Source organism: Mesorhizobium sp. B2-2-4, assembly GCF_006442375.1.
Classification (GTDB): domain Bacteria; phylum Pseudomonadota; class Alphaproteobacteria; order Rhizobiales; family Rhizobiaceae; genus Mesorhizobium.
On the sequence record NZ_VFWB01000002.1, the window covers coordinates 537,341 to 562,763 of the forward strand.

18 protein-coding genes and 1 tRNA gene are annotated in these 25,423 nt (G+C 62.2%); 15 read left to right on the top strand and 4 right to left on the bottom strand.

What is annotated here, in order from left to right; translation table 11 throughout:
• Positions 1-53 precede the first annotated feature (53 nt).
• The 9 genes from FJ959_RS07685 to FJ959_RS07725 all read left to right on the top strand — a co-directional run bounded on the left by FJ959_RS07685 (position 54) and on the right by FJ959_RS07725 (position 15,116).
• Positions 54-1,115, top strand: a complete 1,062-nt coding sequence (locus FJ959_RS07685; protein ID WP_140494823.1) for an ABC transporter permease — start codon at positions 54-56, stop codon at positions 1,113-1,115.
• Complete coding sequence (locus FJ959_RS07690; RefSeq protein ID WP_140495053.1) at positions 1,112-1,894, top strand: ATP-binding cassette domain-containing protein; 783 nt, start codon at positions 1,112-1,114, stop codon at positions 1,892-1,894. Before FJ959_RS07685 ends, FJ959_RS07690 begins: the two co-directional genes overlap by 4 nt.
• A 132-nt stretch (positions 1,895-2,026) precedes the next feature.
• The gene (locus FJ959_RS07695) at positions 2,027-4,495 is read left to right on the top strand and encodes a glycogen/starch/alpha-glucan phosphorylase (protein WP_140629356.1); all 2,469 of its coding nucleotides are present in this window, start codon (positions 2,027-2,029) and stop codon (positions 4,493-4,495) included.
• A 104-nt stretch (positions 4,496-4,599) separates the two neighbouring features.
• Positions 4,600-6,846, top strand: a complete 2,247-nt coding sequence (gene glgB, locus FJ959_RS07700) for a 1,4-alpha-glucan branching protein GlgB (RefSeq protein WP_140494818.1) — start codon at positions 4,600-4,602, stop codon at positions 6,844-6,846.
• Positions 6,847-6,849: 3 nt separating this feature from the next.
• Positions 6,850-8,115: a glucose-1-phosphate adenylyltransferase gene (gene glgC / locus FJ959_RS07705; RefSeq protein WP_140494816.1), complete on the top strand. Its 1,266-nt coding sequence runs from the start codon at positions 6,850-6,852 to the stop codon at positions 8,113-8,115.
• Between the two features lie 135 nt (positions 8,116-8,250).
• Entirely contained in the window at positions 8,251-9,696 is a 1,446-nt protein-coding gene (glgA, locus tag FJ959_RS07710) for a glycogen synthase GlgA (protein WP_140494814.1), read from the top strand.
• A gap of 3 nt (positions 9,697-9,699) precedes the next feature.
• Complete coding sequence (locus FJ959_RS07715) at positions 9,700-11,328, top strand: alpha-D-glucose phosphate-specific phosphoglucomutase (protein ID WP_140629358.1); 1,629 nt, start codon at positions 9,700-9,702, stop codon at positions 11,326-11,328.
• Between the two features lie 157 nt (positions 11,329-11,485).
• Entirely contained in the window at positions 11,486-13,489 is a 2,004-nt protein-coding gene (gene glgX, locus FJ959_RS07720; protein ID WP_140629360.1) for a glycogen debranching protein GlgX, read from the top strand.
• A complete protein-coding gene (locus FJ959_RS07725; RefSeq protein WP_140629363.1) occupies positions 13,482-15,116 on the top strand; it encodes an alpha-glucosidase family protein in 1,635 nt (544 codons plus the stop codon). Before glgX ends, FJ959_RS07725 begins: the two co-directional genes overlap by 8 nt.
• 20 nt (positions 15,117-15,136) lie before the next feature.
• Here the strand turns inward: FJ959_RS07725 and FJ959_RS07730 are convergent, their stop codons facing one another.
• Together FJ959_RS07730 and FJ959_RS07735 are read right to left on the bottom strand one after the other, a co-directional pair.
• Positions 15,137-16,906 (bottom strand): TadG family pilus assembly protein, encoded by a 1,770-nt coding sequence (locus FJ959_RS07730; RefSeq protein WP_140629365.1) that lies wholly within the window; start codon positions 16,904-16,906, stop codon positions 15,137-15,139.
• Positions 16,907-17,353 (bottom strand): TadE/TadG family type IV pilus assembly protein, encoded by a 447-nt coding sequence (locus FJ959_RS07735; RefSeq protein WP_140629472.1) that lies wholly within the window; start codon positions 17,351-17,353, stop codon positions 16,907-16,909.
• A 285-nt stretch (positions 17,354-17,638) separates the two neighbouring features.
• On the opposite strand from FJ959_RS07735, the gene FJ959_RS07740 reads away from it, so the two are divergent.
• The 4 genes from FJ959_RS07740 (at position 17,639) to FJ959_RS07755 (ending at position 23,058) form a co-directional block, all read left to right on the top strand.
• Positions 17,639-19,231 (top strand): peptide ABC transporter substrate-binding protein, encoded by a 1,593-nt coding sequence (locus FJ959_RS07740; protein ID WP_140514924.1) that lies wholly within the window; start codon positions 17,639-17,641, stop codon positions 19,229-19,231.
• A 171-nt stretch (positions 19,232-19,402) separates the two neighbouring features.
• Positions 19,403-20,326 (top strand): ABC transporter permease subunit, encoded by a 924-nt coding sequence (locus FJ959_RS07745; protein ID WP_140494801.1) that lies wholly within the window; start codon positions 19,403-19,405, stop codon positions 20,324-20,326.
• On the top strand, positions 20,319-21,437 hold the full coding sequence (locus FJ959_RS07750; protein WP_140494797.1) for an ABC transporter permease subunit: 1,119 nt from the start codon (positions 20,319-20,321) through the stop codon (positions 21,435-21,437). Before FJ959_RS07745 ends, FJ959_RS07750 begins: the two co-directional genes overlap by 8 nt.
• 1 nt (position 21,438) lies before the next feature.
• Positions 21,439-23,058 carry an ABC transporter ATP-binding protein gene (locus FJ959_RS07755; RefSeq protein ID WP_140514926.1) on the top strand — a complete coding sequence of 540 codons (1,620 nt, stop codon included), beginning with the start codon at positions 21,439-21,441 and terminating at the stop codon, positions 23,056-23,058.
• Positions 23,059-23,084: 26 nt separating this feature from the next.
• Here the strand turns inward: FJ959_RS07755 and FJ959_RS07760 are convergent, their stop codons facing one another.
• Positions 23,085-23,429 carry a hypothetical protein gene (locus tag FJ959_RS07760; RefSeq protein ID WP_140514927.1) on the bottom strand — a complete coding sequence of 115 codons (345 nt, stop codon included), beginning with the start codon at positions 23,427-23,429 and terminating at the stop codon, positions 23,085-23,087.
• Positions 23,430-23,733: 304 nt separating this feature from the next.
• On the opposite strand from FJ959_RS07760, the gene FJ959_RS07765 reads away from it, so the two are divergent.
• Positions 23,734-24,852 carry a glycosyltransferase family 9 protein gene (locus FJ959_RS07765; protein WP_140514929.1) on the top strand — a complete coding sequence of 373 codons (1,119 nt, stop codon included), beginning with the start codon at positions 23,734-23,736 and terminating at the stop codon, positions 24,850-24,852.
• Between the two features lie 132 nt (positions 24,853-24,984).
• On the opposite strand, the gene FJ959_RS07770 is transcribed toward FJ959_RS07765, so the two are convergent.
• Positions 24,985-25,061: transfer RNA gene (locus FJ959_RS07770), tRNA-Pro, on the bottom strand.
• 199 nt (positions 25,062-25,260) lie between these two features.
• Between FJ959_RS07770 and FJ959_RS31590 the strand changes: the two genes are divergently transcribed.
• The gene (locus FJ959_RS31590; RefSeq protein ID WP_181167211.1) at positions 25,261-25,422 is read left to right on the top strand and encodes a hypothetical protein; all 162 of its coding nucleotides are present in this window, start codon (positions 25,261-25,263) and stop codon (positions 25,420-25,422) included.
• Position 25,423 lies beyond the last annotated feature (1 nt).

Below are 25,423 nucleotides of genomic sequence, written 5' to 3' on the forward strand. Positions count from 1 at the left end.
GGAAAGACGTGGACGGGTGTCGCCGCGTGGCTGATACCCTACGGGGAGGAAACATGTCTCAAGCTCAGGAATTCGAGAAGGTTCTCTCGGGCAGCGACACGAGCGTTGCCGCGTTTGACGAGCATAAATCGGCGGTCAGACGCATCCAGCATTTTCTGCACTCGACGCCGGCCGCGGTGCCGCTGATCGTTCTGGTCCTGGCGATCATCGTGTTCGGCCTCACCATTGGCGGGCGTTTCTTCTCGTCCTACACGCTGACGCTGATCCTGCAGCAGATCGCCATCGTCGGCATACTGGGTGCCGCCCAGACCCTGGTCATCCTCACCGCCGGCATCGACCTGTCGATTGGCGTCATCATGGTGATTTCGGCTGTGATCATGGGCAATTGCGCCGTCAGCTACGGCCTGCCGAGCGTCCTTGCCGTGGCGATCGGACTTGCCGCGGGTGCTGCCTGCGGGCTGCTCAACGGGGTGCTTGTCGCCTACATGAAACTGCCGCCATTCATCGTGACGCTCGGCACCTGGAACATCGTCATGGCGACGAACTTCATCTATTCGGCCAATGAGACGATCCGCGACACCGACGTCGACGTTCAGGCGCCGCTGCTGCATCTGTTCGCGCTCAGCTTCAAGGTCGGCACCGCTGTGCTGACGGCCGGCGTGATTGCGATGGTCGCGCTCGTGCTGCTCCTCTGGTACGTGCTCAATCACACGGCATGGGGCCGCCATGTCTACGCTGTCGGCGACGACCAGGAGGCGGCGAAACTGTCGGGTATCCAGACCAAGAAGGTGCTCATGACGGTCTATACCCTGGCCGGGCTGATCGCCGCTTTCGCCGCCTGGGTCTCCATCGGTCGCAATGGGTCGATCTCGCCGTCGGCCGCCGTGACCGACTACAATCTGCAGGCGATTACCGCCACGGTGATCGGCGGTATTTCTCTTTTCGGCGGCCGCGGCTCGATCCTCGGCACGCTGTTCGGCGCGATGATCGTCGGTGTCGTCTCCATGGGCCTCAACATGCTGGGCGCCGATCCGCAATGGAAAGTGCTGCTCACCGGCGTGCTGATCATCGGCGCAGTGGCGGTTGATCAATGGATCAGAAAGGTTTCGGCATGACCCAGGACCCTATCCTCACCGCTCGTGGACTGGTCAAGCGCTACGGCCGCGTCACCGCCTTGGACAATGCCGATTTCGACCTCTACCCCGGCGAAATCCTCGCTGTTATCGGCGACAACGGCGCCGGCAAGTCGTCGCTCATCAAGGCGATTTCAGGCGCTGTCGTGCCCGATGAAGGCGAAATCCGGCTTGAGGGCAAACCGGTCGCCTTCAAATCGCCCATGGAGGCCCGCGAAGCCGGCATCGAGACCGTCTACCAGAACCTGGCGCTGTCGCCGGCGCTGTCGATCGCCGACAACATGTTTCTCGGCCGCGAGATCCGCAAGCCCGGCTTTGTCGGCCAATGGCTTCGCATGCTCGACCGTCCGGCGATGGAAAAGCGCGCCCGCGACAAGCTGACTGAACTCGGCCTGATGACCATCCAGAACATCAGCCAGGCGGTGGAGACGCTATCCGGCGGCCAGCGCCAGGGCGTGGCAGTGGCGCGCGCCGCCGCTTTCGGCTCCAAGATGGTTATCATGGACGAGCCGACGGCAGCACTTGGCGTCAAGGAAAGCCGCCGCGTGCTGGAACTCATCCTCGACGTGAAGAAGCGGGGCCTGCCGATCGTGCTGATCTCGCACAACATGCCGCATGTCTTCGAAGTGGCAGACCGCATCCACATCCATCGGCTGGGTCGTCGGCTGTGCGTCATCGATCCCAAACAACATACAATGTCCGATGCCGTCGCATTCATGACCGGGGCAAAGACGCCGCCGGAGGCGGCGCTGGCGGCCTGAACTGCCAAATTGCCGCTGGGTAAGTCGCCTCCGGCTTACTTAAATCGATTGAACGTTTGCTGCAATGCGGTAGCATGGGCTGGGATGAATGATGAAAGCCGGTATGATCGTGGCAAACGCACGAGAGGCAGCATGACGCGCACGATGACATCCGACCCCCTCCCGCCACTACTTGAAAATCCCGACCCCAAGACGCTCGCAAGGGAAGTCTTGATGGCCCTCAAATACAGGGTCGGCAAGGACACCACCGTCGCCACCCAGTACGATTGGCTGACCGCCTCGATCAAGGTCGTGCGCGACCGCATCGTCGATCGCTGGATGCAGGCGACGAAAGAGGCCTACGCCCAGCAGGAAAAGCGCGTCTATTACCTCTCGCTGGAGTTCCTCATCGGCCGCCTGATGCGTGACGCCTTCTCCAATCTCGGCCTGATGGAGAACATGCGCGAGGCGTTGTCGTCGCTGGGTGTGGAACTCGACCTCATCGCCACGCTCGAGCCGGATGCAGCACTTGGCAATGGCGGCCTCGGCCGGCTCGCCGCCTGCTTCATGGAAAGCATGGCCACCGTCGATATTCCCGCGCATGGCTACGGTATCCGCTACGCCAACGGCATGTTCCGCCAGGAGATACATGACGGCTGGCAGGTAGAATTGCCCGAGACTTGGCTCGATCACGGTAACCCCTGGGAGTTCGAACGCCGCGAACGGTCGTTCGAGGTCGGGTTCGGCGGCTCGGTGGAATCGGTCACCACCAGGGATGGCCGGCTGGAACGCCATGTCTGGAAGCCGACCGAGCATGTGCTGGCCGTCGCCTACGACACACCCGTCGTGGGCTGGCGGGGGAACCGCGTCAACACCTTGCGGCTTTGGTCGGGCATGCCGGTCGATCCGATTCTGCTCGACAAGTTCAATGCTGGCGACCACATCGGCGCACTCGCCGAAAGCAACAAGGCCGACGCGCTGTCGCGCGTACTCTATCCCGCCGATTCCCACATGGCAGGGCAGGAACTCAGGCTGCGGCAGGAATATTTTTTCTCCACCGCCTCTTTGCAGGACATCGTGCAGCGGCATCTCAGCCAATATGGCGACCTGAAGTCGCTGCCCGACAAGGCGGCAATCCACCTCAACGACACCCATCCGGCGATCGCCGTGCCGGAGCTGATGCGCCTCCTGATGGACGTCCACGGCATGGATTTCGACCGGGCCTGGGACACCACCAAACGCACCTTCGGCTATACCAACCACACGCTGCTGCCGGAGGCGCTGGAAAGCTGGCCGGTGCCGCTGTTCGAGCGGCTTTTGCCGCGCCATATGCAGATCGTCTACGCCATCAACGCGCAGGTGCTGCTCGAGGCGCGCGCCACCAATCAGTTCTCCGGCGAGCAGATCAGCCGCATCTCGCTGATCCAGGAGAATGGCGACCGCCGCGTGCGCATGGGCAATCTCGCCTTCGTCGGTTCGCATTCGATCAACGGCGTCTCGGCGCTGCATACCGAGCTGATGAAGGAAACGGTATTCGCCGACCTGCACACGCTCTACCCCGACCGCATCAACAACAAGACCAACGGCATCACGCCGCGGCGCTGGCTGATCCAGTGCAACCCAGGTCTGACCGCACTCGCCCGCGAGGCGATCGGCGACCGCTTCCTGGATGACATCGAGGCCATCAAGGGGCTCGATGCCTTTGCCGACGATACCGCTTTCCGCGAAAAATTCGCCGGCGTGAAGTGGCAGAACAAGGTGAAGTTGGCCAATCTCGTCGCCGACCGGCTCGGTATCAGGCTTGATCCCTCGGCGCTGTTCGACATCCAGGTCAAGCGCATCCACGAATACAAGCGCCAACTCCTGAACATCCTCGAGGCGGTCGCGCTCTACGACCAGATCCGCTCGCACCCGGAGCGCGACTGGATGCCGCGCGTGAAATTCTTCGGCGGCAAGGCGGCGCCCAGCTACCACAATGCCAAGCTGATCATCAAACTGGCCAACGACGTTGCCAGGGTCATCAACCGCGATCCGGCCGTTCGTGGCTTGCTCAAGGTGGTGTTCGTGCCGAACTACAATGTCAGCCTCGCCGAGATCATGATGCCGGCCGCCGACCTCTCCGAGCAGATATCGACCGCCGGCATGGAGGCTTCGGGCACCGGCAACATGAAGTTCGCGCTGAACGGCGCGCTGACCATTGGCACGCTCGACGGCGCCAATGTCGAAATCAAGGAGTGCGTCGGCGACGACAACATCTTCATCTTCGGCCTGACCACGGCGGAGGTCGCCGAGCGCCGCAACAATGGCTACGATCCGCGTGGCGTCATCAAGGCATCGCCCGAACTGTCGCAGGCGCTCGCGGCCGTTTCATCGGGCGTCTTTTCGCCCGATGATCCCAACCGCTACCGCGATCTCATCAATGGTCTCTACGACAGCGACTGGTTCATGGTCGCGGCGGATTTCGACGCCTATGCCACTTGCCAGCGAGACGTCGACGCCGTCTGGCGCAACAGTCCGGACTGGTACGCCAGGGCAATCCGCAACGTCGCGCGCGTCGGCTGGTTCTCTTCCGATCGCACGATCCGCCAATACGCGAAAGACATCTGGAACGTACCTGCCTGATGTGATTGCATGAGGCCACGAACGATGTAGTCCGGGGTGTGAGTTCAAACGCCGAATTTATACCTTAAAACAAACATTTGGTGCCCGGGGAGGGACACTGCCCGATGAGGAAACCGCGCGCGACCGCTGCGACAAGCGGGCCGGACGGATCGGCCCCGGCCAGCGATGTCGCGGCGATTGTCGCCGGCACGCACGGCAATCCGTTTGCGGTCCTCGGCGTCCATGAGGTGGGCAAGAACCTGTTTGCCCGCTGTTTCGTTCCGCATGCGGAGTTCGTCACCGCCTATACGCTGACCGGCATGATTGCTGGTGAACTGTCCAGGCGTGACGATGGCGGCTTTTTCGAAGGCAAGCTGTCGATCAAGAAGCGCCAGCCATTGCGCTATCACGCCAGGAATGCCGGGGGCGACTGGTGGTTGACGGATCCCTATTCTTTTGGCCCGGTGCTCGGTCCGATGGACGATTACTACATTGCCGAGGGCTCGCATCTGAGGCTGTTCGACAAGCTCGGCGCGCATGTCATCGAGCACGAAGGCGCCACCGGAGTGCATTTCGCCGTCTGGGCCCCCAATGCAAGGCGCGTCTCGGTGGTCGGCGATTTCAACGACTGGGACGGCCGCCGCCATTCGATGCGCGACCGCCGCGACACCGGCATCTGGGAGGTATTCATCCCCGATATCGGCGCCGGCAGGCCCTACAAGTACGAGATCATCGGCCCCGATGGCGTGAGATTGCCGCTGAAGGCCGATCCGTTTGCCTTCAAGTCCGAACTGCGCCCGGCGACCGCGTCGGTGACCGCTGCGTCGCCCGCCCATCAATGGGGCGACGAGGCGCATCGCAGTTTCTGGCGCAATGCCGATCCCCGGCGCGAGGCCATCTCCATCTACGAGGTCCATGCCGGCTCCTGGCAGCTTCGCGACGATGGAACGTTTCTGTCATGGGATGAACTGGCCGACCGGCTGATCCCCTATGTCGTCGAGACCGGCTTCACCCACATCGAGTTCATGCCGATCTCCGAACATCCCTATGATCCCTCCTGGGGCTACCAGACGACAGGCCTCTATGCGCCATCGGCGCGCTTTGGCGACCCGGCCGGCTTTGCCCGCTTTGTCGACGGCGCCCACCGTGCCGGCGTCGGCGTCATCCTCGACTGGGTGCCGGCGCATTTTCCGGTCGACGAGCACGGCCTTGTCCATTTCGACGGCACTGCGCTCTACGAGCATGCCGATCCGCGCCAGGGCTTTCATCCCGACTGGAACACCGCGATCTACAATTTCGGCCGCCGCGAGGTGGTGTCGTTCCTGGTCAACAACGCGTTGTTCTGGGCCGAAAAATATCATGTCGACGGCCTGCGCGTCGACGCGGTCGCCTCGATGCTCTACCTCGATTATTCGCGCAAGGCAGGCGAATGGATTCCTAACGAGAAGGGCGGCCGCGAGAACCTCGAGGCGGTCAGCTTCCTGCAGAAGATGAACAAGGAGCTCTACGGCCACCATCCGGGCGTCATGACCATCGCCGAGGAATCGACCTCGTGGCCGAAGGTCTCGGCTCCGGTCCATGAAGGCGGGCTGGGCTTCGGCTTCAAGTGGAACATGGGCTTCATGCACGACACGCTGGAGTATTTCTCCAAGGAGCCGATCTTCCGCAAACACCACCACAACGACCTTACCTTCGGCCTGGTCTATGCCTTCTCGGAGAATTTCGTGCTGCCGCTCTCGCATGACGAGGTCGTGCACGGCAAAGGCACGCTGCTTGGCAAGATGGCCGGCGACGACTGGCAGAAATTCGCGACATTGCGCGCCTACTACGCTTTCATGTGGGGCTACCCCGGCAAGAAACTGCTGTTCATGGGCCAGGAGTTCGCGCAGCGCCGCGAATGGAGCGAGGCGCGCGCGCTCGACTGGAATCTTCTCGATTTCCGCTCGCATCGCGGTGTCTGGCAGGTGGTGCGCGACCTCAACTATCTCTACCGCTCGCGACCGGCCCTGCACGGCCGCGACTGCGAGCCGGAAGGCTTTTCCTGGCTGATCGTCGACGACAGCCAGAATTCCGTCTTCGCCTGGCTGCGCAGCGCGCCGGGAGGCAATCCGGTCGCGATCATCTCCAATTTCACGCCGGTGCCGCGCGACAACTACCGCGTCCCGCTGCCGAAAGCCGGCACATGGCGCGAGATCATCAACACGGACGCTTCCGAATATGGCGGATCCGGCAAGGGCAATGGCGGCGCCGTCGAAGCGCGGGCGGAGGAAGGGGGCATCTCCGCAACGATGCTCTTGCCGCCGCTGTCGACGATCATGCTTGAACTGGTCGCGGAACAAGCCATGTCGAGACCGGGTAACTTGGGAGGGTAGAAAATGGCAAACTCGAAACGAACCCAGCCGCTGGCCCGCGACGCCATGGCCTATGTGCTGGCCGGCGGGCGCGGCAGCCGCCTCAAGGAACTGACCGACCGGCGCGCCAAGCCGGCGGTCTATTTCGGCGGCAAGACGCGCATCATCGATTTCGCGCTCTCCAACGCCCTCAACTCCGGCATCCGCCGCCTTGGGGTTGCAACCCAATACAAGGCGCATTCGCTGATCCGCCATTTGCAGCGCGGCTGGAACTTCCTGCGGCCCGAACGAAACGAAAGCTTCGATATCCTGCCGGCCAGCCAGCGCGTGTCGGAAACCCAGTGGTATGAAGGCACGGCCGACGCGGTCTACCAGAACATCGACATCATCGAGGCCTATGGCCCCGAATACATGGTCATCCTCGCCGGCGATCACATCTACAAGATGGACTACGAGCTGATGCTGCGCCAGCATGTCGACGCCGGCGCCGATGTCACCGTCGGCTGCCTCGAAGTGCCGCGCATGGAGGCCACGGGCTTCGGCGTCATGCATGTCGATGCCAAGGACAACATCATCGCCTTCGTCGAAAAGCCGGCCGACCCTCCCGGCATTCCAGACAAACCGGAGTTTGCCCTGGCCTCGATGGGCATCTACGTGTTCAAGACCAAGTTCCTGATGGAGCAGCTGCGCCGCGATGCGGCCGAGCCCGGCTCGAGCCGCGACTTCGGCAAGGACATCATCCCCTATATCGTCGAGCACGGTAAGGCGATCGCCCACCGCTTCGCCAAGTCCTGCGTGCGCTCGACCGCGGAAAATGAGGCCTACTGGCGCGATGTCGGCACCGTCGATGCCTATTGGGAAGCCAATATCGACCTGACCGACGTGACGCCCGAACTCGACCTCTACGATCGCGACTGGCCGATCTGGACCTATGCCGAGTTGAAGCCGCCGGCGAAGTTCGTGCATGACGAGGATGGACGGCGCGGTTCGGCCGTGTCCTCGCTGGTATCGGGCGACTGCATCGTCTCGGGCGCGACGCTCAGGAAAAGCCTGATTTTCACCGGCGCGCGCATCAATTCCTATTCGACGCTGGAAGAAGTCGTCATGCTGCCCGACGTCCATGTCGGCCGGAACGCAACGTTGAAGCGCGTCGTCATCGACCACGGTGTAAGGATACCGGAAGGGCTGGTGGTCGGTGAGGATCCCGTGCTCGACGCCAAGCGCTTCCGCGTTTCGGAAAAGGGCATCTGCCTGATCACGCAGGACATGATCAACAAGTTGTCAACCTGATCAGTTTGATCAACAAGTTGTCAATCCGATCGGGTTGATCAACAAGCTGTCACTTTAGGGTGGTTTGTGCATGTCCTTGCCCCAGAACCGCTGCACGGTTTGGGCTACATGCACCAGGAGCGGTTCGGTAAGCGCATGCAGGTTCTGTCGGTCACGCCAGAGATCTTTCCGCTGATCAAGACCGGCGGGCTTGCCGATGTGACCGGCGCGCTGCCCGTCGCGCTGGCCGCCAAAGGCGTGACGATGCGCACGCTTATTCCCGGTTTTCCCATGGTGATGGACGCCTTCAAGAAGAAAAAGTCTGTCTACAAGTATCCGCTGCTGCAGGGCGGCAAGGCTTCGGTCCATTCTGTCCAGCTTGCCGGGCTCGATCTTTTCGTGCTCGATGCGCCGCATCTGTTCGATCGTCCCGGCGGTCCTTATGGCAATGCCGCGGGTGCCGATTGGCCGGACAATTGGCGCCGTTTCGCAGCGCTCAGCCAAGCCGGCGCCGACATCGCCGGCGGTGCCATCTCCGGTTACATGCCCGATATCGTGCATGCCCATGACTGGCAGTCGGCGATGACGCTGGCCTATATGCGCTATGGCAAGGCGGTCGGCACACCGTCGATGATGACTGTCCACAACCTCGCCTTCCAGGGGCAGTTCGGCGCCGGCATCTTCGGCGAACTCGGACTGCCGACGGCGGCGATGGCGCTTGACGGCGTGGAATATTATGGCGGCGTCGGCTTCCTCAAGGCCGGCCTGCAGGCTGCCTGGGCAATCACCACCGTCAGCCCGACCTATGCGCAAGAAATCCGCTCGCCGGAATTCGGCATGGGTCTCGACGGCCTGATCAACATGCGCTCCAGCGATCTCTATGGCATCGTCAACGGCATCGACACCGCCATCTGGAACCCGGAGACCGACAAGCATCTGGTGTCGAACTATACAGCCGCCTCGCTCAAGGCGCGCGCGCCCAACAGGGCCGCTGTCGAGGGCCGTTTCGGCCTCGATCGCGACGGTAGCCCGATCGTCTGCGTCGTCAGCCGCCTGACCTGGCAGAAGGGCATGGACATACTGGCGACGGCGGTCGACGGCATCGTTGCGACGGGCGCGCGGTTGGCTATTCTGGGTTCGGGCGATGCCGGCCTCGAAGGCGCGCTGCTCGCCGCCGCCGCACGCCACCGCGGCCGTATAGGCGTCGTCGTGGGGTATGACGAAGGCCTGTCTCACGTCATGCAGGGCGGCTGCGACGCCATCGTTATCCCGTCGCGCTTCGAGCCTTGTGGACTGACGCAGCTTTATGGCCTGCGCTATGGCTGCGTGCCGGTGGTCGCCCGCACCGGGGGGCTCGCCGACACCATCATCGACGCCAACGAGGCGGCGATTGCCGCCGGCGTGGCGACCGGGTTCCAGTTCGCGCCCAGCGACGGCGGCGCGCTGCTTCATGCCATCCGCCGCCTGGCCGAGGCCCATGCCAGCCCCGCGATCTTCGAGGCCATCCAGCGCCAGGGCATGAAGACCGACCTGTCCTGGGACCGAAGCGCTGACAAATACGTTGAACTCTATCGCCTGCTGCTTTCGAAAAGGGTTGCTTGAAGCATGATACGCACCGTTCCCACCAAACCCTATTCCGACCAGAAGCCCGGCACTTCGGGGCTGCGCAAGAAGGTGCCTGTGTTCCAGCAGGAGCACTATGCCGAGAACTTCATCCAGTCGATCTTCGACGCGCTGGACGGGTTCAAGGGCAAGACTCTGGTGATCGGCGGCGACGGCCGCTTCTACAATCGCGAGGTCATCCAGAAGGCCATCGCCATGGCCGCCGCCAACGGATTCGGCAAGGTGATGGTCGGGCAGGGCGGCATCTTGTCGACGCCGGCCGCTTCGCATGTCATCCGCAAGTACAAGACGTTCGGCGGCATCATCCTGTCGGCCAGCCACAATCCGGGCGGCCCGCACGAGGATTTCGGCATCAAGTACAATGCCGGCAATGGCGGCCCGGCGCCGGAAAAGCTGACCGATGCGATCTTCGCCAGGACCAAGGCGATCTCCAGCTTCAAGACCGTCGACATCGATCCGATCGACATCGACGCGATCGGTACCGTCAAGGCCGCCGGCATGACGGTCGAGATCATCGATCCGGTCGTCGACTATGCCGAGCTGATGGAAAGCCTGTTCGATTTCGACGCGCTGCGCAAACTGTTCAAGTCGGGCTTTCGCATGCGCTTCGACGCCATGCACGCGGTGACCGGCCCCTACGCCAAGGAGATCCTCGAACACCGGCTTGGCGCGCCCGACGGCACCTGCCGCAACTTCAAGCCGCTGCCGGATTTCGGCGGCCACCATCCGGATCCGAACCTGGTCCATGCCAAATATCTCTATGACGAGATGATGGGACCGGACGCCCCGGATTTCGGTGCCGCTTCCGACGGTGACGGCGACCGCAATTTGATCATCGGCAAGGGCATTTTCGTCACCCCGTCGGATTCTGTCGCCATGCTCGCCGCCAACGCCCGCCTGGCGCCGGGCTACAAGGAAGGCCTGAAGGGCATTGCGCGCTCGATGCCGACCAGTGGGGCCGCCGACCGCGTCGCCGAAAAACTCGGCATTGGCATGTATGAGACGCCGACCGGCTGGAAATTCTTCGGCAATTTGCTCGACGCCGGCATGGCGACGATCTGCGGCGAGGAAAGTGCGGGCACCGGCTCCAACCATGTGCGCGAGAAGGACGGCCTGTGGGCCGTGCTTTTGTGGCTCAACATCCTCGCCGCGCGCGGCGAGAGCTGTAAGCAGATCGTCACCGAGCACTGGGCGACCTACGGCCGAAACTATTATTCGCGCCATGATTACGAGGAAGTCGAGAGCGGGCGCGCCAATGCGCTGGTCGATGAACTGCGCGCAAAGCTTGGCTCGCTGCCGGGCACCAGCGTGCGCGGCCTGAAGATCGCCAATGCCGACGACTTCACCTATCACGATCCGGTCGACGGTTCGGTGAGCGAGCATCAAGGCATCAGGGTGCTGTTCGAAGGCGGCTCGCGCGTCGTCTTCCGGCTTTCCGGCACGGGCACCTCGGGCGCCACCTTGCGCGTCTACATCGAGCGCTACGAGCCGGACAAGGCCAGGCACGATCTCGATACGCAGAAGGCGCTCGCCGATCTGATCGCAGCAGCGGATGACATCGCGGGAATCAGGAGCCATACCGGCCGCGACAAGCCGAGCGTGATTACTTGAGCGTGGCGGTGGCTTCACCCTCCCCCTTGTGGGGAGGGTCGATCCGCGTAGCGGGTCGGGGTGGGGGTGCTCGTAGAGGGCTTTGCCGGCGTCACCCCCCACCCCGCTCACTTCGTTCGCGACCCTTCCCACAAGGGGGAGGGTGGAGGACGCGCCGATGACCTCACTAGGCGCCACCATCACCCCCGACGGCATCCGCTTTGCCGCCTGGTCCTCGTCGGCGCGCCGCCTCTGGGTGTCGATCTTCGATGAGCAGGGTGAGCGCGAACTCGACAGGCTGGAGCTGAAACCGGAAGGCGACAGCGTGCATGGCCTCTTCGTCTCCGGCCTCGGCGAGGGCACCCGCTACGGCTTTCGCGCCGATGGCGATTACGCGCCCGAGCGCGGATTTTGGTTCGACCCCGACAAGCTGCTGACCGATCCCTACGCCGTCGAGATCGATCGGCCCTATGCCTATCACTGGCGTCTCGCCGCGCGGCGCAACGAAGGAGCCGACACCGCGCCGCTGATGCCCAAGGCGGTGGCGAAAGCCTTGCTCACGGCTGTGCCTGTGCCGCCGCCGCTGTTCCGTCCGGGCGGCCTGATCTACGAAGTGCCGGTGCGCGCCTTCACCAAGCTGCATCCGGATGTGCCGGAAAAACAGCGCGGCACGACCGCCGCGCTTGCTCATCCGGCTATCGTCGAGCACCTGCGAAGGCTCGGCGTCTCCGCCGTCGAGCTGATGCCGGTGACCGCATCGATCGACGAGCGGCATCTGCCGCCGCTCGGGTTGAGCAACGCCTGGGGTTATAACCCAGTCACCTTCATGGCACTAGACCCGCGCCTGGCCCCTGGCGGCCTAGCCGAATTGCGCGTTACCGTTGCCGCGCTGCGTGCGGCCGGCATCGGCACCATTCTCGACCTCGTCTTCAACCACACGGGCGAAAGTGACAGGCTCGGTCCGACATTGTCGCTGCGCGGCCTAGACAATCAGGCTTATTACCGGCATCAGCCGGATGGCAGGCTGGTCAATGACACCGGTACCGGCAACACGATTGCCTGCAATCACCCGGCGGTGCGGGAAATGGTGCTCGACACGCTTCGCCATTTTGTCCGCCATGCCGGCGTCGACGGTTTTCGTTTCGACCTGGCACCGGTGCTGGGGCGCGTCAACGGCACATTCGAAGCGCAAGCGCCGTTGCTGGAGGCGATGCGCGAGGATGCGCTGTTGGCCGGCCGTGTGTTGATCGCCGAGCCCTGGGACATCGGTCTCGATGGCTATCAGCTCGGCAACTTCCCCTCCCGCTTCCTGGAATGGAACGATCGTTATCGCGACGATGCCAGGCGCTTCTGGCGCGGCGATGCCGGCATGGTTGGTACGCTGGCGACACGACTTGCCGGTTCGTCCGATATTTTCGGCAGGGGCGGCCAGCCCGCCAGCCGCACGGTGAATTTCATCGCGGCCCATGACGGCATGACGCTGGCCGACATCGTTGCTTATGAGGAGAAGCATAACGAGGCCAATGGTGAGCAAAATCGCGATGGCCACAACGAGAACCTGTCCTGGAACAACGGCGTCGAGGGCGCGACGGACGACGCGGCAATCGCGAAGGCGCGCTTCAGCGACCAGTGTGCGCTGCTCGCCACGCTGTTCGCCTCGCGCGGCACGATCATGCTGACGGCCGGCGACGAATTCAGCCGCAGCCAGCAAGGCAATAACAACGCTTATGCGCAGGACAACAACATCACCTGGCTCGACTGGAAGGGGCGTGACCAGGCGCTGGAAGGCTACGCGCGTGCACTGGCCGCCTTGCGCCGCGCGGTGCCGGCGCTCTCTAATACAGATTTCCTCACCGGCCAGCCGCTGGCCGGGTCGGACACTGCCGACGTCGCCTGGCTCACCGAGACGGGGGCGCCGCTCGGCGAGGCGGAGTGGAACGATCCCGCCCGGCATCGCCTCGTCATGCTGCTCGGCGGCGTGGATGGCCGGCTTGCCGTCATGGTCAATGGCGATCGCCGCCAATGCATCTTCACATTGCCCGCGCGAGACGGATTCCGATGGCATCCCGCCATCGAAGCGCAAGCAGTTGATCTTTCTCACGCGCTGCCGGGCCGCAGCGTGAACTTCATGATCGAGCGCAGGACGGAAGGGCCCAGACAGGGAAAGGGTCGTGATGACTGACGACAATGCCGAGCGAGCGGCCGACTGGTGGCGCGGTTGCGTCATTTACCAGGTCTACCCGCGTTCCTTCCAGGACACGACCGGCGACGGCAGCGGCGATCTCGCCGGCATCACATCAAGGCTCGCCCACATTGCCTCGCTCGGCGCCGATGCCGTCTGGCTGTCGCCTTTCTTCAAGTCGCCGATGGCCGATATGGGCTACGACGTGTCGGATTATTGCGACGTCGATCCGATGTTCGGCACGTTGGAGGATTTCGATACACTGGTTGCCGAAGCGCACCGGCTTGGCCTGAAAATCATCATCGACCAGGTGCTGTCGCACTCCTCCGACAGGCACGAATGGTTCGTCGAAAGCCGCGCCAGCCGCGACAATCCAAAGGCCGATTGGTACGTGTGGGCCGACGCCAGACCGGATGGTGGTGTGCCCAACAACTGGCTGTCGGTCTTCGGCGGCCCCTCGTGGGAATGGGATGCGACCCGCCGGCAGTACTATCTGCACAATTTCCTCGCTTCGCAGCCGGATCTCAACTTTCACAACCCGGAGGTCCAGGACGCGCTCCTGGATACAGTGCGGTTCTGGTTGGAGCGCGGCGTCGACGGCTTCCGGCTGGACACCGTCAACTACTACGTCCACGACCGCTGGCTGCGCAGCAACCCGCCCTTGGCGTCGAGCGTTGCAGGCACCAACACCGAGACCAACACCTACCTCTACCAGGAGCACCTGTTCGACAAGACGCAGCCGGAAAATCTAGCGTTCCTGCGGCGCTTTCGGGCGCTGCTCGACGAGTACGGGGATCGCGCCGCCGTCGGCGAAATCGGTGATGAGGGGCGCTCCCTACAGACGCTGGCCGCCTACACCTCCGGCGGCGACAAGCTGCAGATGTGCTACACCTTCGATCTGCTTGGCCCGCAATTTTCGGCGGCGCATGTGCGCGGCTGTGTCGAGGCTTTCGAAAACGCTGTCGTAGATGGCTGGGTCTGCTGGGCGTTTTCCAACCATGACGTCGTGCGCCACGTCAGCCGCTGGACGCGGCCGGGCGGCGATCCTGACGTGGTGGCCAAATTCTCGATCATGCTGCTCTCTTGCCTGCGTGGCTCGATCTGCCTCTACCAGGGCGAGGAGCTCGGTTTGCAGGAGGCGGAACTTGCCTATGAGGACCTGCGCGATCCGGTAGGCATCCGCTTCTGGCCCGGTGTGAAAGGAAGGGATGGCTGCCGCACGCCCATGGTCTGGGAGTCCGGCGCCGATAATGCGGGCTTCTCCACCGGTAAACCCTGGCTGCCGGTGCCGGAAAGCCATCGCGCTCGCGCGGTCGATGTACAGAGCGGCGATGAGCAATCGGTACTTTCCGCCTACCGTTCGGCACTCGCTTTGCGCAAGCGGCATCCGGGGCTGGTCGGCGGTTCGATCCGCTTTCTCGACGCCGAAGGCGACGTGCTGGCCTTTGTCCGCGAGCATGGCGATGAGAGGCTGCTTTGTGCCTTCAATTTCGCCGGGGAACCGGCCAACTGGCCGCTGCCGCAAGACTTAGGAGCGGTTGCGAAACTTGGCGGCGATGCCTCGCTCGCCGGAGAAGCCGTGCTTTTGCTGCCGACACTCGGATGCTTTCTTGGACACCTTGCCTAGATCAGCGCGTGCCGGCCATCTTACTGGACAAGCACGGCACGTCCGCACGTTGCGCCGGTGACCCGGACGTCGGCTTCACCGAGACGCACGCCAAGAGCTCCGAGCAGATTGGTAAGCAACGTGTCGACCGGAGCTGTTACGCTGTTCAGAAGTGCCACCACTGGCGGGCTTACGGTTGCGATCAGCGTGTTCAGATTCAGCAGCGGCAGACCGAGTAAATTCGCCGTCAGCGACAAATCGCTGACCAGCGACGTAGTCAACGACTGGGTAAAATTTTGCGTGTAAGCGGTCCTTATCGTCTTGGCATCGATATCGGCCTTGTTGAAAGTCAACGTCGTCGGCGTGTTGTTGGCCATGTCGAACGCCGCTGAGCCCACCACCGACAGCACCGGGATGATCAGAAGTTTCACGCTCGCGATTTCCGTGTTGGAAAACGTCTCCTTGTTGGTGAAATCGGCAAAGCCGGCGCTGCTGCTGTCGCCGAGATGCCCTTCGACGATACCGGGACGGGTGGCGATGGTCACCTTGATGCTGCTGGGGCCTGTCGGACAACTTATGTCGGTGAGTTTGGCCTCGGCATAGGCAACTTCGACATGCAGAGGCAGACTGACCGACACCAGGGTAATACCGCCTCCGACATTGCTGTTGCCGGCTCCGATCTTCACCACCAGCTTGATACGGGTCTGGGCCGTCCGCACAATGGTGCCGACTTCGCCAACCTTCAGCCATGGCGAGGATTGCGGCGGTTCGCCGAAGGCGATGGCGAGCGTGCTCGACAGCACCCCCGGTATGCCGGTGCTGAGACCGAGGTCGATCTGCTTCGAACCGTTTGCCAGTTCGGCGGCGGCCATCAGCATTCCCATCGCGCTGGCGTCAACGCCAAGGCCGGCTGGCCTCTGCCCGAGGCCAAGTCTGCCGAGGGGGCCGAGGTCAATGAGATGGCTGAGCGGAATCTTGACCGTGTTAGTCGATTTGCTTGCCATGGTTTGCAAGGCGACCTTGGCCGTGTTGCCGAGCCCGGGAACATTGGCCATGGCGGTGGCGATCTGGCCGACTGTAGCCTTTGAGGCCAGAACCTCCGAATAGGTCACGCCCGTCAGGTTCAATTGCACCGCCAGGGCATCGACGAAGGAAAGCACGCTGACATCGGCGGAGATCAATCCGTTGTAGTCCATGACGCTGAGCGAGATGTTGCCGCCTAGGAGGCCGCCGAGAAGCGCGTTGAGGATGGGGCTGTTGCTGGTATTGACGCTGAGCAACCTCGATCCGACCGAGAAAGTGGCCTGTGGCGTCATGCTGGCGGTGGCTTCGGTGCCGATGATGGGCGTTGGGATCAGCGAGCTTGCGAAATAGCGGTTGGGGATCTTGCGCAGGGTCACATGAACCGCGTTGTAAGGGGTTACGCCTGCTTGGAAGCGATGATCCACATTGACCGAGGATGCCCCTGCATATCGGCCCCGCGTGACCGTCACGACGGTTTTGCCCACCGCCGCGGGAATGGTTTGACCCGAGCCCTGAACGACGACACCTGGCATCCCGTTGTCGGTGAGTGTGGTCAAGACCGCGGTCTGGACGTTGTTGATGTTCGAAGCCGCGGTGATCGCTGCCAGGTCGACCATCGCCTGTGCTTCTCGGCGCTCGGTGTAAATGGAGGCCTCGTCGATCGCCACTGCTGCCAGCGCCAGCGCGACCGGCGCGCTCAACGCCGTCATCACCGTGAAATTCGCTCGTTGGTCACCAAGCATCAGGCGTGCAAGCCTGCGGATCTTCAAGCGCGAACTGAGCAGCATTCAGATGCCCCCGACCCTGATCGTTGATTGGCGTTTGATCGTGGTACCCGGCATGGCTATGCCCGGAAAGAGATTCCAGATCGGCAGGTTTCGGGCATCGTACTGGATCGACACCACGAACTGATTGCCGTCCGCCGTGCTGTCATTGGCCCGATAAGTCAGCTTGCTGGCGTCGACGAAGGGATATCCACCGGCGTTATTGGCGAGAAACGAGGCCACGAGCGTCTGCCGCTCGGTCTGGTTCAGCCCCGAGATGGCCGTCCGGGCGGCGTCCGCCGCGATCTGCTGTATTGAATTGGCCGCGCCGAAATAGATACCGTATGCAACCATTCCGAGCAGGAGAAGGATGAATATCGGTGATAGCAGAGCGAACTCAATCGCCGAAGTTGCCGAAGTGTCTGTCTGGAATCGGCGCCCCTGGATCCGGCGAATGAGGTTCTGAACCATGCCGCCGAGCATGCCAAAGTTCGCATGCAAAAAGCGAAAACTCTAGGCGCAACCTGGAAGTGTGTATGATTGAAAAGCTACGCTAATTTAGCCGCGGCTTCTTTGATTCCTGGCTATTGACTTAGGGTCAATCAGTACTCGGTTGAAAAGAGCTTGCCGCCTGTCTAGTCTCCTGCCACCAGCCGACGGAGGGAACCGGCGGCGCGCTCAAAGGGGCCAGACATCGGTCCCGGGGCGTCAACACACAAAGGCGCGCCGTTGGCAGCGCCGACAGGGAGAAACTTCATGCTGAAAAACATGCTGAAGGCGACGGCATTCGCCACAACCATGGCGCTGGCCGCCGGAACATTCTACACGCCGGCCTTTGCCGAGGTCGTCTACAACAGAGGCACTGCTGCCGAATCCGAGTCGGTTGATCCGCATAAGACCTCGACGGTTTATGAAGCCAACGTCTTGCGCGACCTGTTCCAAGGTCTGGTGATGCAGGACGAGAAGGCCAACGTCATCCCCGGCGCCGCCGAGAGCTGGACGGTGTCGGATGACGGTACCGTTTACACCTTCAAGCTCAGGAAGGACGGCCAGTGGTCCGACGGCAGCCCGGTGACGGCCGAAGACTTCGTCTTCGCTTTCCGCCGCCTCGAAGACCCGGCGACGGCCGCCGAATATGCCTCGATGCTCTATCCCGTCAAGAACGCCGAGGAAGTCAACACCAAGAAGGGCAAGCCCGAGGACATGGGCGTCAAGGCCATCGACGCGACCACCCTTGAAGTGACGCTGAAGGCGCCGACGCCATATTTCCTCGAAATGCTGACCCACCAGGCGACCTATCCGGTCAACAAGGCGTCCATGGACAAGCTCGGCGCCGACTGGATCAAGCCGGGCAATCTCGTTTCCAACGGCGCCTATACGCTGGCCGAGTGGGTTCCCAACGATCATATGAAACTGGTCAAGAATCCGAAATTCTGGGATGCCGGAAGCGTCAAGATCGACGTCGTCAACTACATCCCGACAGAGGATCGCTCCTCGGCGATGAAGCGCTTCGAGGCCGGCGAACTCGACAGCTACGACGATCTACCGACCGAGCAGCTCGCCGACCTCAAGGCCAAGTTCGGTGATCAGATCAAGGTGGGGCCGTATCTCGGCACCTATTACTACGCGATCAAGACCGACAAGAAGCCCTGGGACAATGTCGAGCTGCGCAATGCCATCTCGATGGCCATCGACCGCGATTTCATTGCCGAAAAGGTCTGGCAGAATTCAATGCTGCCAGGCTATTCGATGGTCCCTCCGGGCATCGAGGGCTACACGCCGGCGATGGCCAAATATGCCGACATGTCGCAGATCGACCGCGAGGACGCAGCCAAGAAGATACTCGAGAAACTCGGTTACACGCCGGAGCATCCGCTGAAGATGGAGATCCGATACAACACCTCGGAGAACCACAAGAATACCGCGGTCGCCATCCAGGAACAGCTGAAGCCGCTCGGCGTCGACGTCACGCTGCTCAACACCGACACCAAGACCCACTACTCCTTCCTCGAGCAGAGGGGTGACTATGACGTTGCGCGCGCCGCCTGGATTGCCGACTACAAGGATCCCGAAACCTTCCTGGGCATCTCGCGCAAGGCCAGCGGCAACAACTATTCGGTCTATGACAGCCCGCAATATGAGGCGGCCATGGACAAGGCGGCCGCCGCCGGCGGCAAGCCGGAAGAGCGCATGAAGGAACTCGCCGCCGCCGAGCGTATCCTCGTCGACGACGTCGGCCAGATCCCGCTTCTCTACTATAGCTACCACGATATCGTTTCCCCGAAGCTGCACGGCTTCGTCGACAACGTCATGGACGTGCATCCGTCCCGCTTCATCTCCAAGGATTGAAAACCTTGATCGACCCGCCGCCCGTTCAGGACGGCGGTTCGAGCTGTCGTCGCATGGGGCCCGAAAGTCGAAATCGATTTTCCCAGGCCATGGTGCGAAGATGAGAGGTGCCAGAGCGCTGCGGGCGTCCGGTTGGATGCCCGTCACCCTGGCCGAAGCAGGGCACCGCCGATGCTACGCTACATTTTCAGGCGGCTTCTGACCGCCATTCCAACGCTATTCGTCATCGTGACCTTGGCGTTCTTCCTGATGCGCGTCGCACCGGGCGGCCCGTTCAACCAAGAGCGGGGCCTGAGCCCCGAGATCAGGGCCAATCTTGAAGCCCAGTTCGGGCTCGCCGACCCGCTCTGGCTGCAATATGTCCACTATCTCGGCAATCTCCTGCGCGGCAATTTCGGCCCGAGCTACAATATGCCGGACTTTACCGTCACCGAGCTTTTCGCGAAGGGCTTGCCTATTTCCATTCAGCTCGGCGCCTCCGCGCTGATCTTGGCGCTGCTGCTCGGCAGCGTGCTCGGTACCATTGCGGCGCTCAACCAGAACAAACTTGGCGACTACACGGTGATTGCGCTGGCAACCGCGGGCAGCACCATCCCGACCTTCGTCATCGCGCCGATTATCCAGCTCGTGTTCGGATTGACCTGGAAGCTGTTGCCGATCGGCGGCTGGGGCGATGGCGCGCTTATCAACAAGATCGGTCCCGTGCTGACGCTTGCGCTGCCGCAGATCGCCATCGTCGCCCGCCTGATGCGCGGCTCGATGATCGAATCGCTGCGCTCGCATCACATCCGCACGGCGCGCGCGCTCGGCCTGTCCGACTGGTCGGTGGTGGTCAAGCACGCGCTGCGCGGCGCCGTCCTGCCGATCGTCTCCTTCACCGGTCCGGCTGCCGCCGCCCTGCTCACCGGCTCGATCATCGTCGAGACGATCTTCTCCATTCCCGGCGTCGGGCGCTACTTCGTCGATGCCGCGCTCAACCGCGACTACACGCTGGTGATGGGGACGGTGGTGGTCATCGCCATCTTCACCATCGTCTTCAACCTGATCGTCGACGTCATGTATGCCGTCGTCGATCCGAGGGTGCGCTATGACTGATATCGCGATCGCCGCACCGGTCGTCGGCCGTTCGCTGTGGGGCGATGCCTGGGCGCGCCTCAAGGCCAACCGCGCTGCCATGTTCAGCCTCTACTATCTGATCCTGATCGCCGTGATCAGCGTGTTCGGGCCCTGGTTCGTGCCGCACCAATACACCACCATCTATGGTGATTATGTGCGTACGCCGCCGAGCCTGTCGGCCTATCCGAAGGCGGACATGATCGAGACCGCGCTTAATGAGGCGATCAAGCGCATGCGTGTCGACATCAAGGACTGGCGCCAGGACGGCAATCGCGTCTTCGTCACCGTCACCTCCAGCAAGGCGATCGACGACCGCAACATCCGCTATCTCGACCGGTCCGACGCCTTCGACGACACCAGGATCGAAAGCAAGTCGCCTGACGGCCTCGAAGCGACGATGAGCGCCTCGGTCAAGCAGCAATATTTTCTTTTCGGCACCGACAACACCGGCCGTGATCTGTTGTCGCGGACGCTGATGGCCGGGCGTGTCTCGCTGGCCATCGGTCTGCTCGCCGGCGTCGTGGCCGTGGCCATCGGCGTGCTCTATGGCGCCACTGCCGGCTTTGCCGGAGGCAGGGTAGACGAGGTGATGATGCGCATCGTCGACGTGCTTTATTCGCTGCCCTTCATCTTCTTCGTCATCATGCTGGTGGTGTTCTTCGGCCGCAACTTCGTGCTGATGTTCCTGGCGGTCGGCGCCGTGCTGTGGCTCGACATGGCCCGCATCGTGCGCGGCCAGGCGCTGTCCATCCGCCGCCAGGAATATGTCCAGGCGGCAGAGGCCATGGGCGTCGGCCAGCGCGGCATCCTTTTGCGCCACGTCATTCCCAACCTGCTCGGGCCGGTGGTGATCTACATGACGCTGCTGGTGCCGCAGGTCATTATCCTGGAGAGTTTTCTGTCGTTCCTCGGGCTCGGCATTCAGGAGCCGATGACCAGCTGGGGCGTGCTGATCTCGGTCGGCGCCAAGAACATCGGCACTGCAAACTGGCTGCTTCTGTTCCCTGCCTTCTTCCTGGTCTCCACCTTGTTCGCCCTGAACTTCGTCGGCGACGGCCTGCGCGATGCGCTCGACCCCAAGGACCGCTAAGATGGACGCAGCAGAGACCATCCTCAGCGTAAAAGATCTTCGCGTGCGCTTCCGCACCCTCGACGGCGCGGTCGAGGCGGTGAAAGGCATCAACATCCACGTCAAGGCGGGCGAAACCGTCGCCGTGGTCGGCGAATCCGGCTCAGGCAAAAGCCAGACGATGATGGCGGCGATGAGCCTGCTGGCCTCCAATGGAGAAGCCACCGGCAGCGTCGATTATCGCGGCCGCAATCTTCTGACGCTAAGCAAATCCGAGCTGAACAAGGTCCGCGGCCGCAAGATCAGCATGATCTTCCAGGAGCCGATGACCTCGCTCGATCCGCTCTATTCGATCGGCAACCAGCTGATCGAACCGATCCGCCGGCACCGGGGCTTGAATGCGGCGCAAGCGCGCGAGGAGGCGCTCAACCTGCTCAGGCTGGTGCATATTCCCGATCCCGAACGGCGCATGAAATCCTATCCGCACGAAATGTCGGGTGGCCAGCGCCAGCGCGTCATGATCGCCATGGCGTTGGCAAACGATCCCGACATCCTGATTGCCGACGAACCGACGACTGCGCTCGACGTCACCATCCAGGCGCAGATCCTCATGCTTCTGGCTGAGCTGCAGCGCAAGCTCGGCATGGCGATCGTCTTCATCACACACGATCTCGGCATCGTCCGGCGCTTTGCCGACCGGGTCTATGTCATGCGCTCCGGTGAGGTGGTGGAGGAGGGGGACGCGCAAGCCATCTTCGCCAGTCCTCAGCATGCCTACACCAAGATGCTTCTGGCGGCCGAGCCGACCGGGACCAAGGCGCCGCCGCCGGCCAATGCGCCCGTCCTGCTCGAAGGCAGAAACGTCGAGGTCACCTTCCGCATCGGCGGCGGCTTTCTGGCCGGCGAACCGCTGATGCTGCGCGCCGTCGACCGCATCTCGATCAGGCTGAGGCGCAATCAGACGATCGGCATCGTCGGCGAATCAGGCTCTGGAAAATCGACGCTTGGCCGCGCTTTGCTGCGGCTGTTGCCGAGCGATGGCGTGATCCGCTTCGGCGACCGCGATATCTCGACCGCCGACCGCCAGACGATGCGGCCGCTGCGGCGCCAATTGCAGCTGGTCTTCCAGGATCCGTTCGGTTCGCTATCGCCACGCATGACCATCGGCCAGGTCATTACCGAAGGGCTGCTGGTGCATGAACCGAACCTCTCGGGCAAGCAGCGCGACCAGCGCGCCGTCGAGGCGCTGCGCGAAGTTGGCCTCGATCCCAACTCGCGCAATCGCTATCCGCACGAATTCTCAGGCGGCCAGCGTCAGCGCATCGCAATTGCCCGCGCCATGATCCTCAAACCCAAGCTGGTGGTGCTGGACGAGCCGACCTCGGCGCTCGACCGTTCGGTGCAGAAACAGATTGTCGAACTGCTGCGCAAGCTGCAGGCCGATCATGAGCTGTCCTATCTGTTCATCAGCCACGATCTCGCCGTGGTGCGCGCCATGGCCGACTACATCATCGTCATGAAGCAGGGCAAGATCGTCGAGGAAGGGCCGACGGAAGACATTTTCAGCAATCCGCAGGCCGGCTACACGCAGACGCTGATGAGCGCCGCAATCGATGTCACGCGGTTTCGTTTGAGTGCGTGAGGCGAGCCCGGCAGCGGCGCCTCAGCTCAATTCGCCAGCCCTGGGCATTTGCGCGCCCTGGCGGCGGCCATGGCCGCTTGCTGCTGCTTCAGCCGATCGATCCTGGTCGTTTCGCGATTGGCGACGGCGGCCTTGACGCTTGAGCCGCCCAGCAGCCATCTCGGAACACTGGTGCTGGCGACCTTGCCCCGCGTGATGGCTGTCTGCGAGATGCCTTTGGCGGCTTCGCCTATGGCGCTGTTCAGTTCGGCGCATGTCATCTTGTCGTAATTCGCCGGATCGATCGATCCGCTGGTCGACGCGCAGCCTCCGACAAGGGCGAGGAGGAGCACGGGGATGAACGGCCTGCTGGGGGTCGAATGCAATTTCATGTCCACGACCTTACTCCAGCGTAAGCGACCATGGCCACCCTCCGATATGTCCGCATGCGTGCGTACGCCGAAACGAACCGGGGTCATTCACATTCACGACGGACACGAGTTCGACCTCGGCGGAACCCTTGAAAGAGAGCCTGCGAGCCCCATCTGCGTTGACAAATATTCCTGGTTGGTTGATGGCTGAGGCGATATCCTATATCAGCGGACAGAACGAGCTTGTCATTGCGCGGCTATTGCCTACATCGATCGTTTGTCGAAAATTTTGGATTCTTTTTGGCTGAAATGGAATAGTCATTCCATGAAAAGTTGGATCAAGAATTCAAAAGAGCCGGCAAAGGCGCTGCCGAAGGCTGGCAACGTACAATCAATACTCATAAATCAGACGAAGTTTATCGGGGATGTCGTTCTAACCTCGGTTCTGGTCAGGCATCTGCGGGCAGAGTTTCCGAACGCGACGATCACCATGCTATGCCAGGCGGCGCTGGCGAAATTCGTTCTGGAGCAAGGCATCGCCGACAGCGTGGTTTCGCTCGATCGCGGCAAAATGCGCGGCTCCCCTTTCGAGCGCATGTCCGGAATGTCCAGGCTCCTGCACGATCTGAGGAAGTCGGAGTATGATCTTATCATCGATCTGTCCGACTCCAAGACATCACGGCTTGTGATGCGCTTCGTCAAGGCGCCTTTTCGCGTAGGCTATGTTCCATCGGAGCAGCCCCTGAAATTCTGGGAGCGCCAAAGCGCCAACATCTTTGCCGCCACATACGGCCATGGCGGTGAGCATTATCTGCATCGGTACCTTTCGCCGCTGTTTGCCCTTGGCATTCCTGTGACCGATCCTATTCCGTCCCTCAAGCCAACCGAATCCGGTTCGCGCCAGGCAAAGCAGCTGCTTGCCCGACACGAACTGGAAACGAAGTCGTTTGTCGCCGTCCATGCCGGCGCCAGTTTCCCAGGCCGTTGCTGGCAGCCGGATCGTTTCGCTTCGGTCCTGGGAGAGATTTACCGTCGAAAGGGTCTCCGGGCGGTCATCGTTGGCGGTCCGGACGAGGCAGGTATCGCAGGCAAGGTGTTGGATGCGGCAACATCGCCGATCGTGAATCTCGTTGGCCAGGCACCCCTGACCACCCTTTTGCCCCTGCTGGGCGAGGCCCTGATCTTCCTTGGCAACGAGAGCGGACCCATGCACCTGGCCGCGGCCATGAAAACGCCCGTCGTTGGCCTGTTCGGTCTGACCCAACCCGACATCTGGGGGCCCCTTGGGGTTCCCAGCCGTACGTTACAGCCTCCGATGCCATGCAAGTGCATAGCGCCGGGCCTCTGCAAGGCGGGCAATGCAGGGGGCGTTTATTGCGTTCAACGGCTTGACGCTGCCGACGTCACAAAAGCGGCAATCGAACTCATAGAACGCGTCAGCTAAAGCAATTCCAGGAAAACTGCGCAGCGGTTTTTTCCGTCCGGAATTGCGTAAAGCGATGAATTGGAGCAGGCGACGATCAAACATCGAGCCGCTGCAGCGGGAACAACAAACACGCGTATCGCTTTGTTTTTCTGGTCGGAGTGGCAGGATTTGAACCTGCGACCCCCTCGTCCCGAACGAGGTGCGCTACCAGGCTGCGCTACACTCCGTGACCAGACGCGGGCTTATAGCCGCCGCATCTGGTTCCTGCAAGCGTCAATGGCAGCACTTCTGTCGCATTTCGCCAGCTTTCTTCGCGAGCCTGTTTCAGCGCCTCGAATAAACGCCGCTTAAAGGCTTCCGTGGTAGGGCACTCCTCGGCAAACGTTTGCGCGATTTGTGTTTCCAGCCGCCCGGAGATTTCCAGTCTTGACCCTCAGGATCGTTGGCGAAGCACGGCCCAACAGTTTCGGATTGCCGGAGCTTGTCGTGGTGGTGGAGAGCCCGGTATCGTCGCAGCGGCGCCGGCAGACGTTCGACGCGGTGCTGCGCCGTAGTCCGGAAGTCGGCGCCTACAACCAGATCTTTTGAC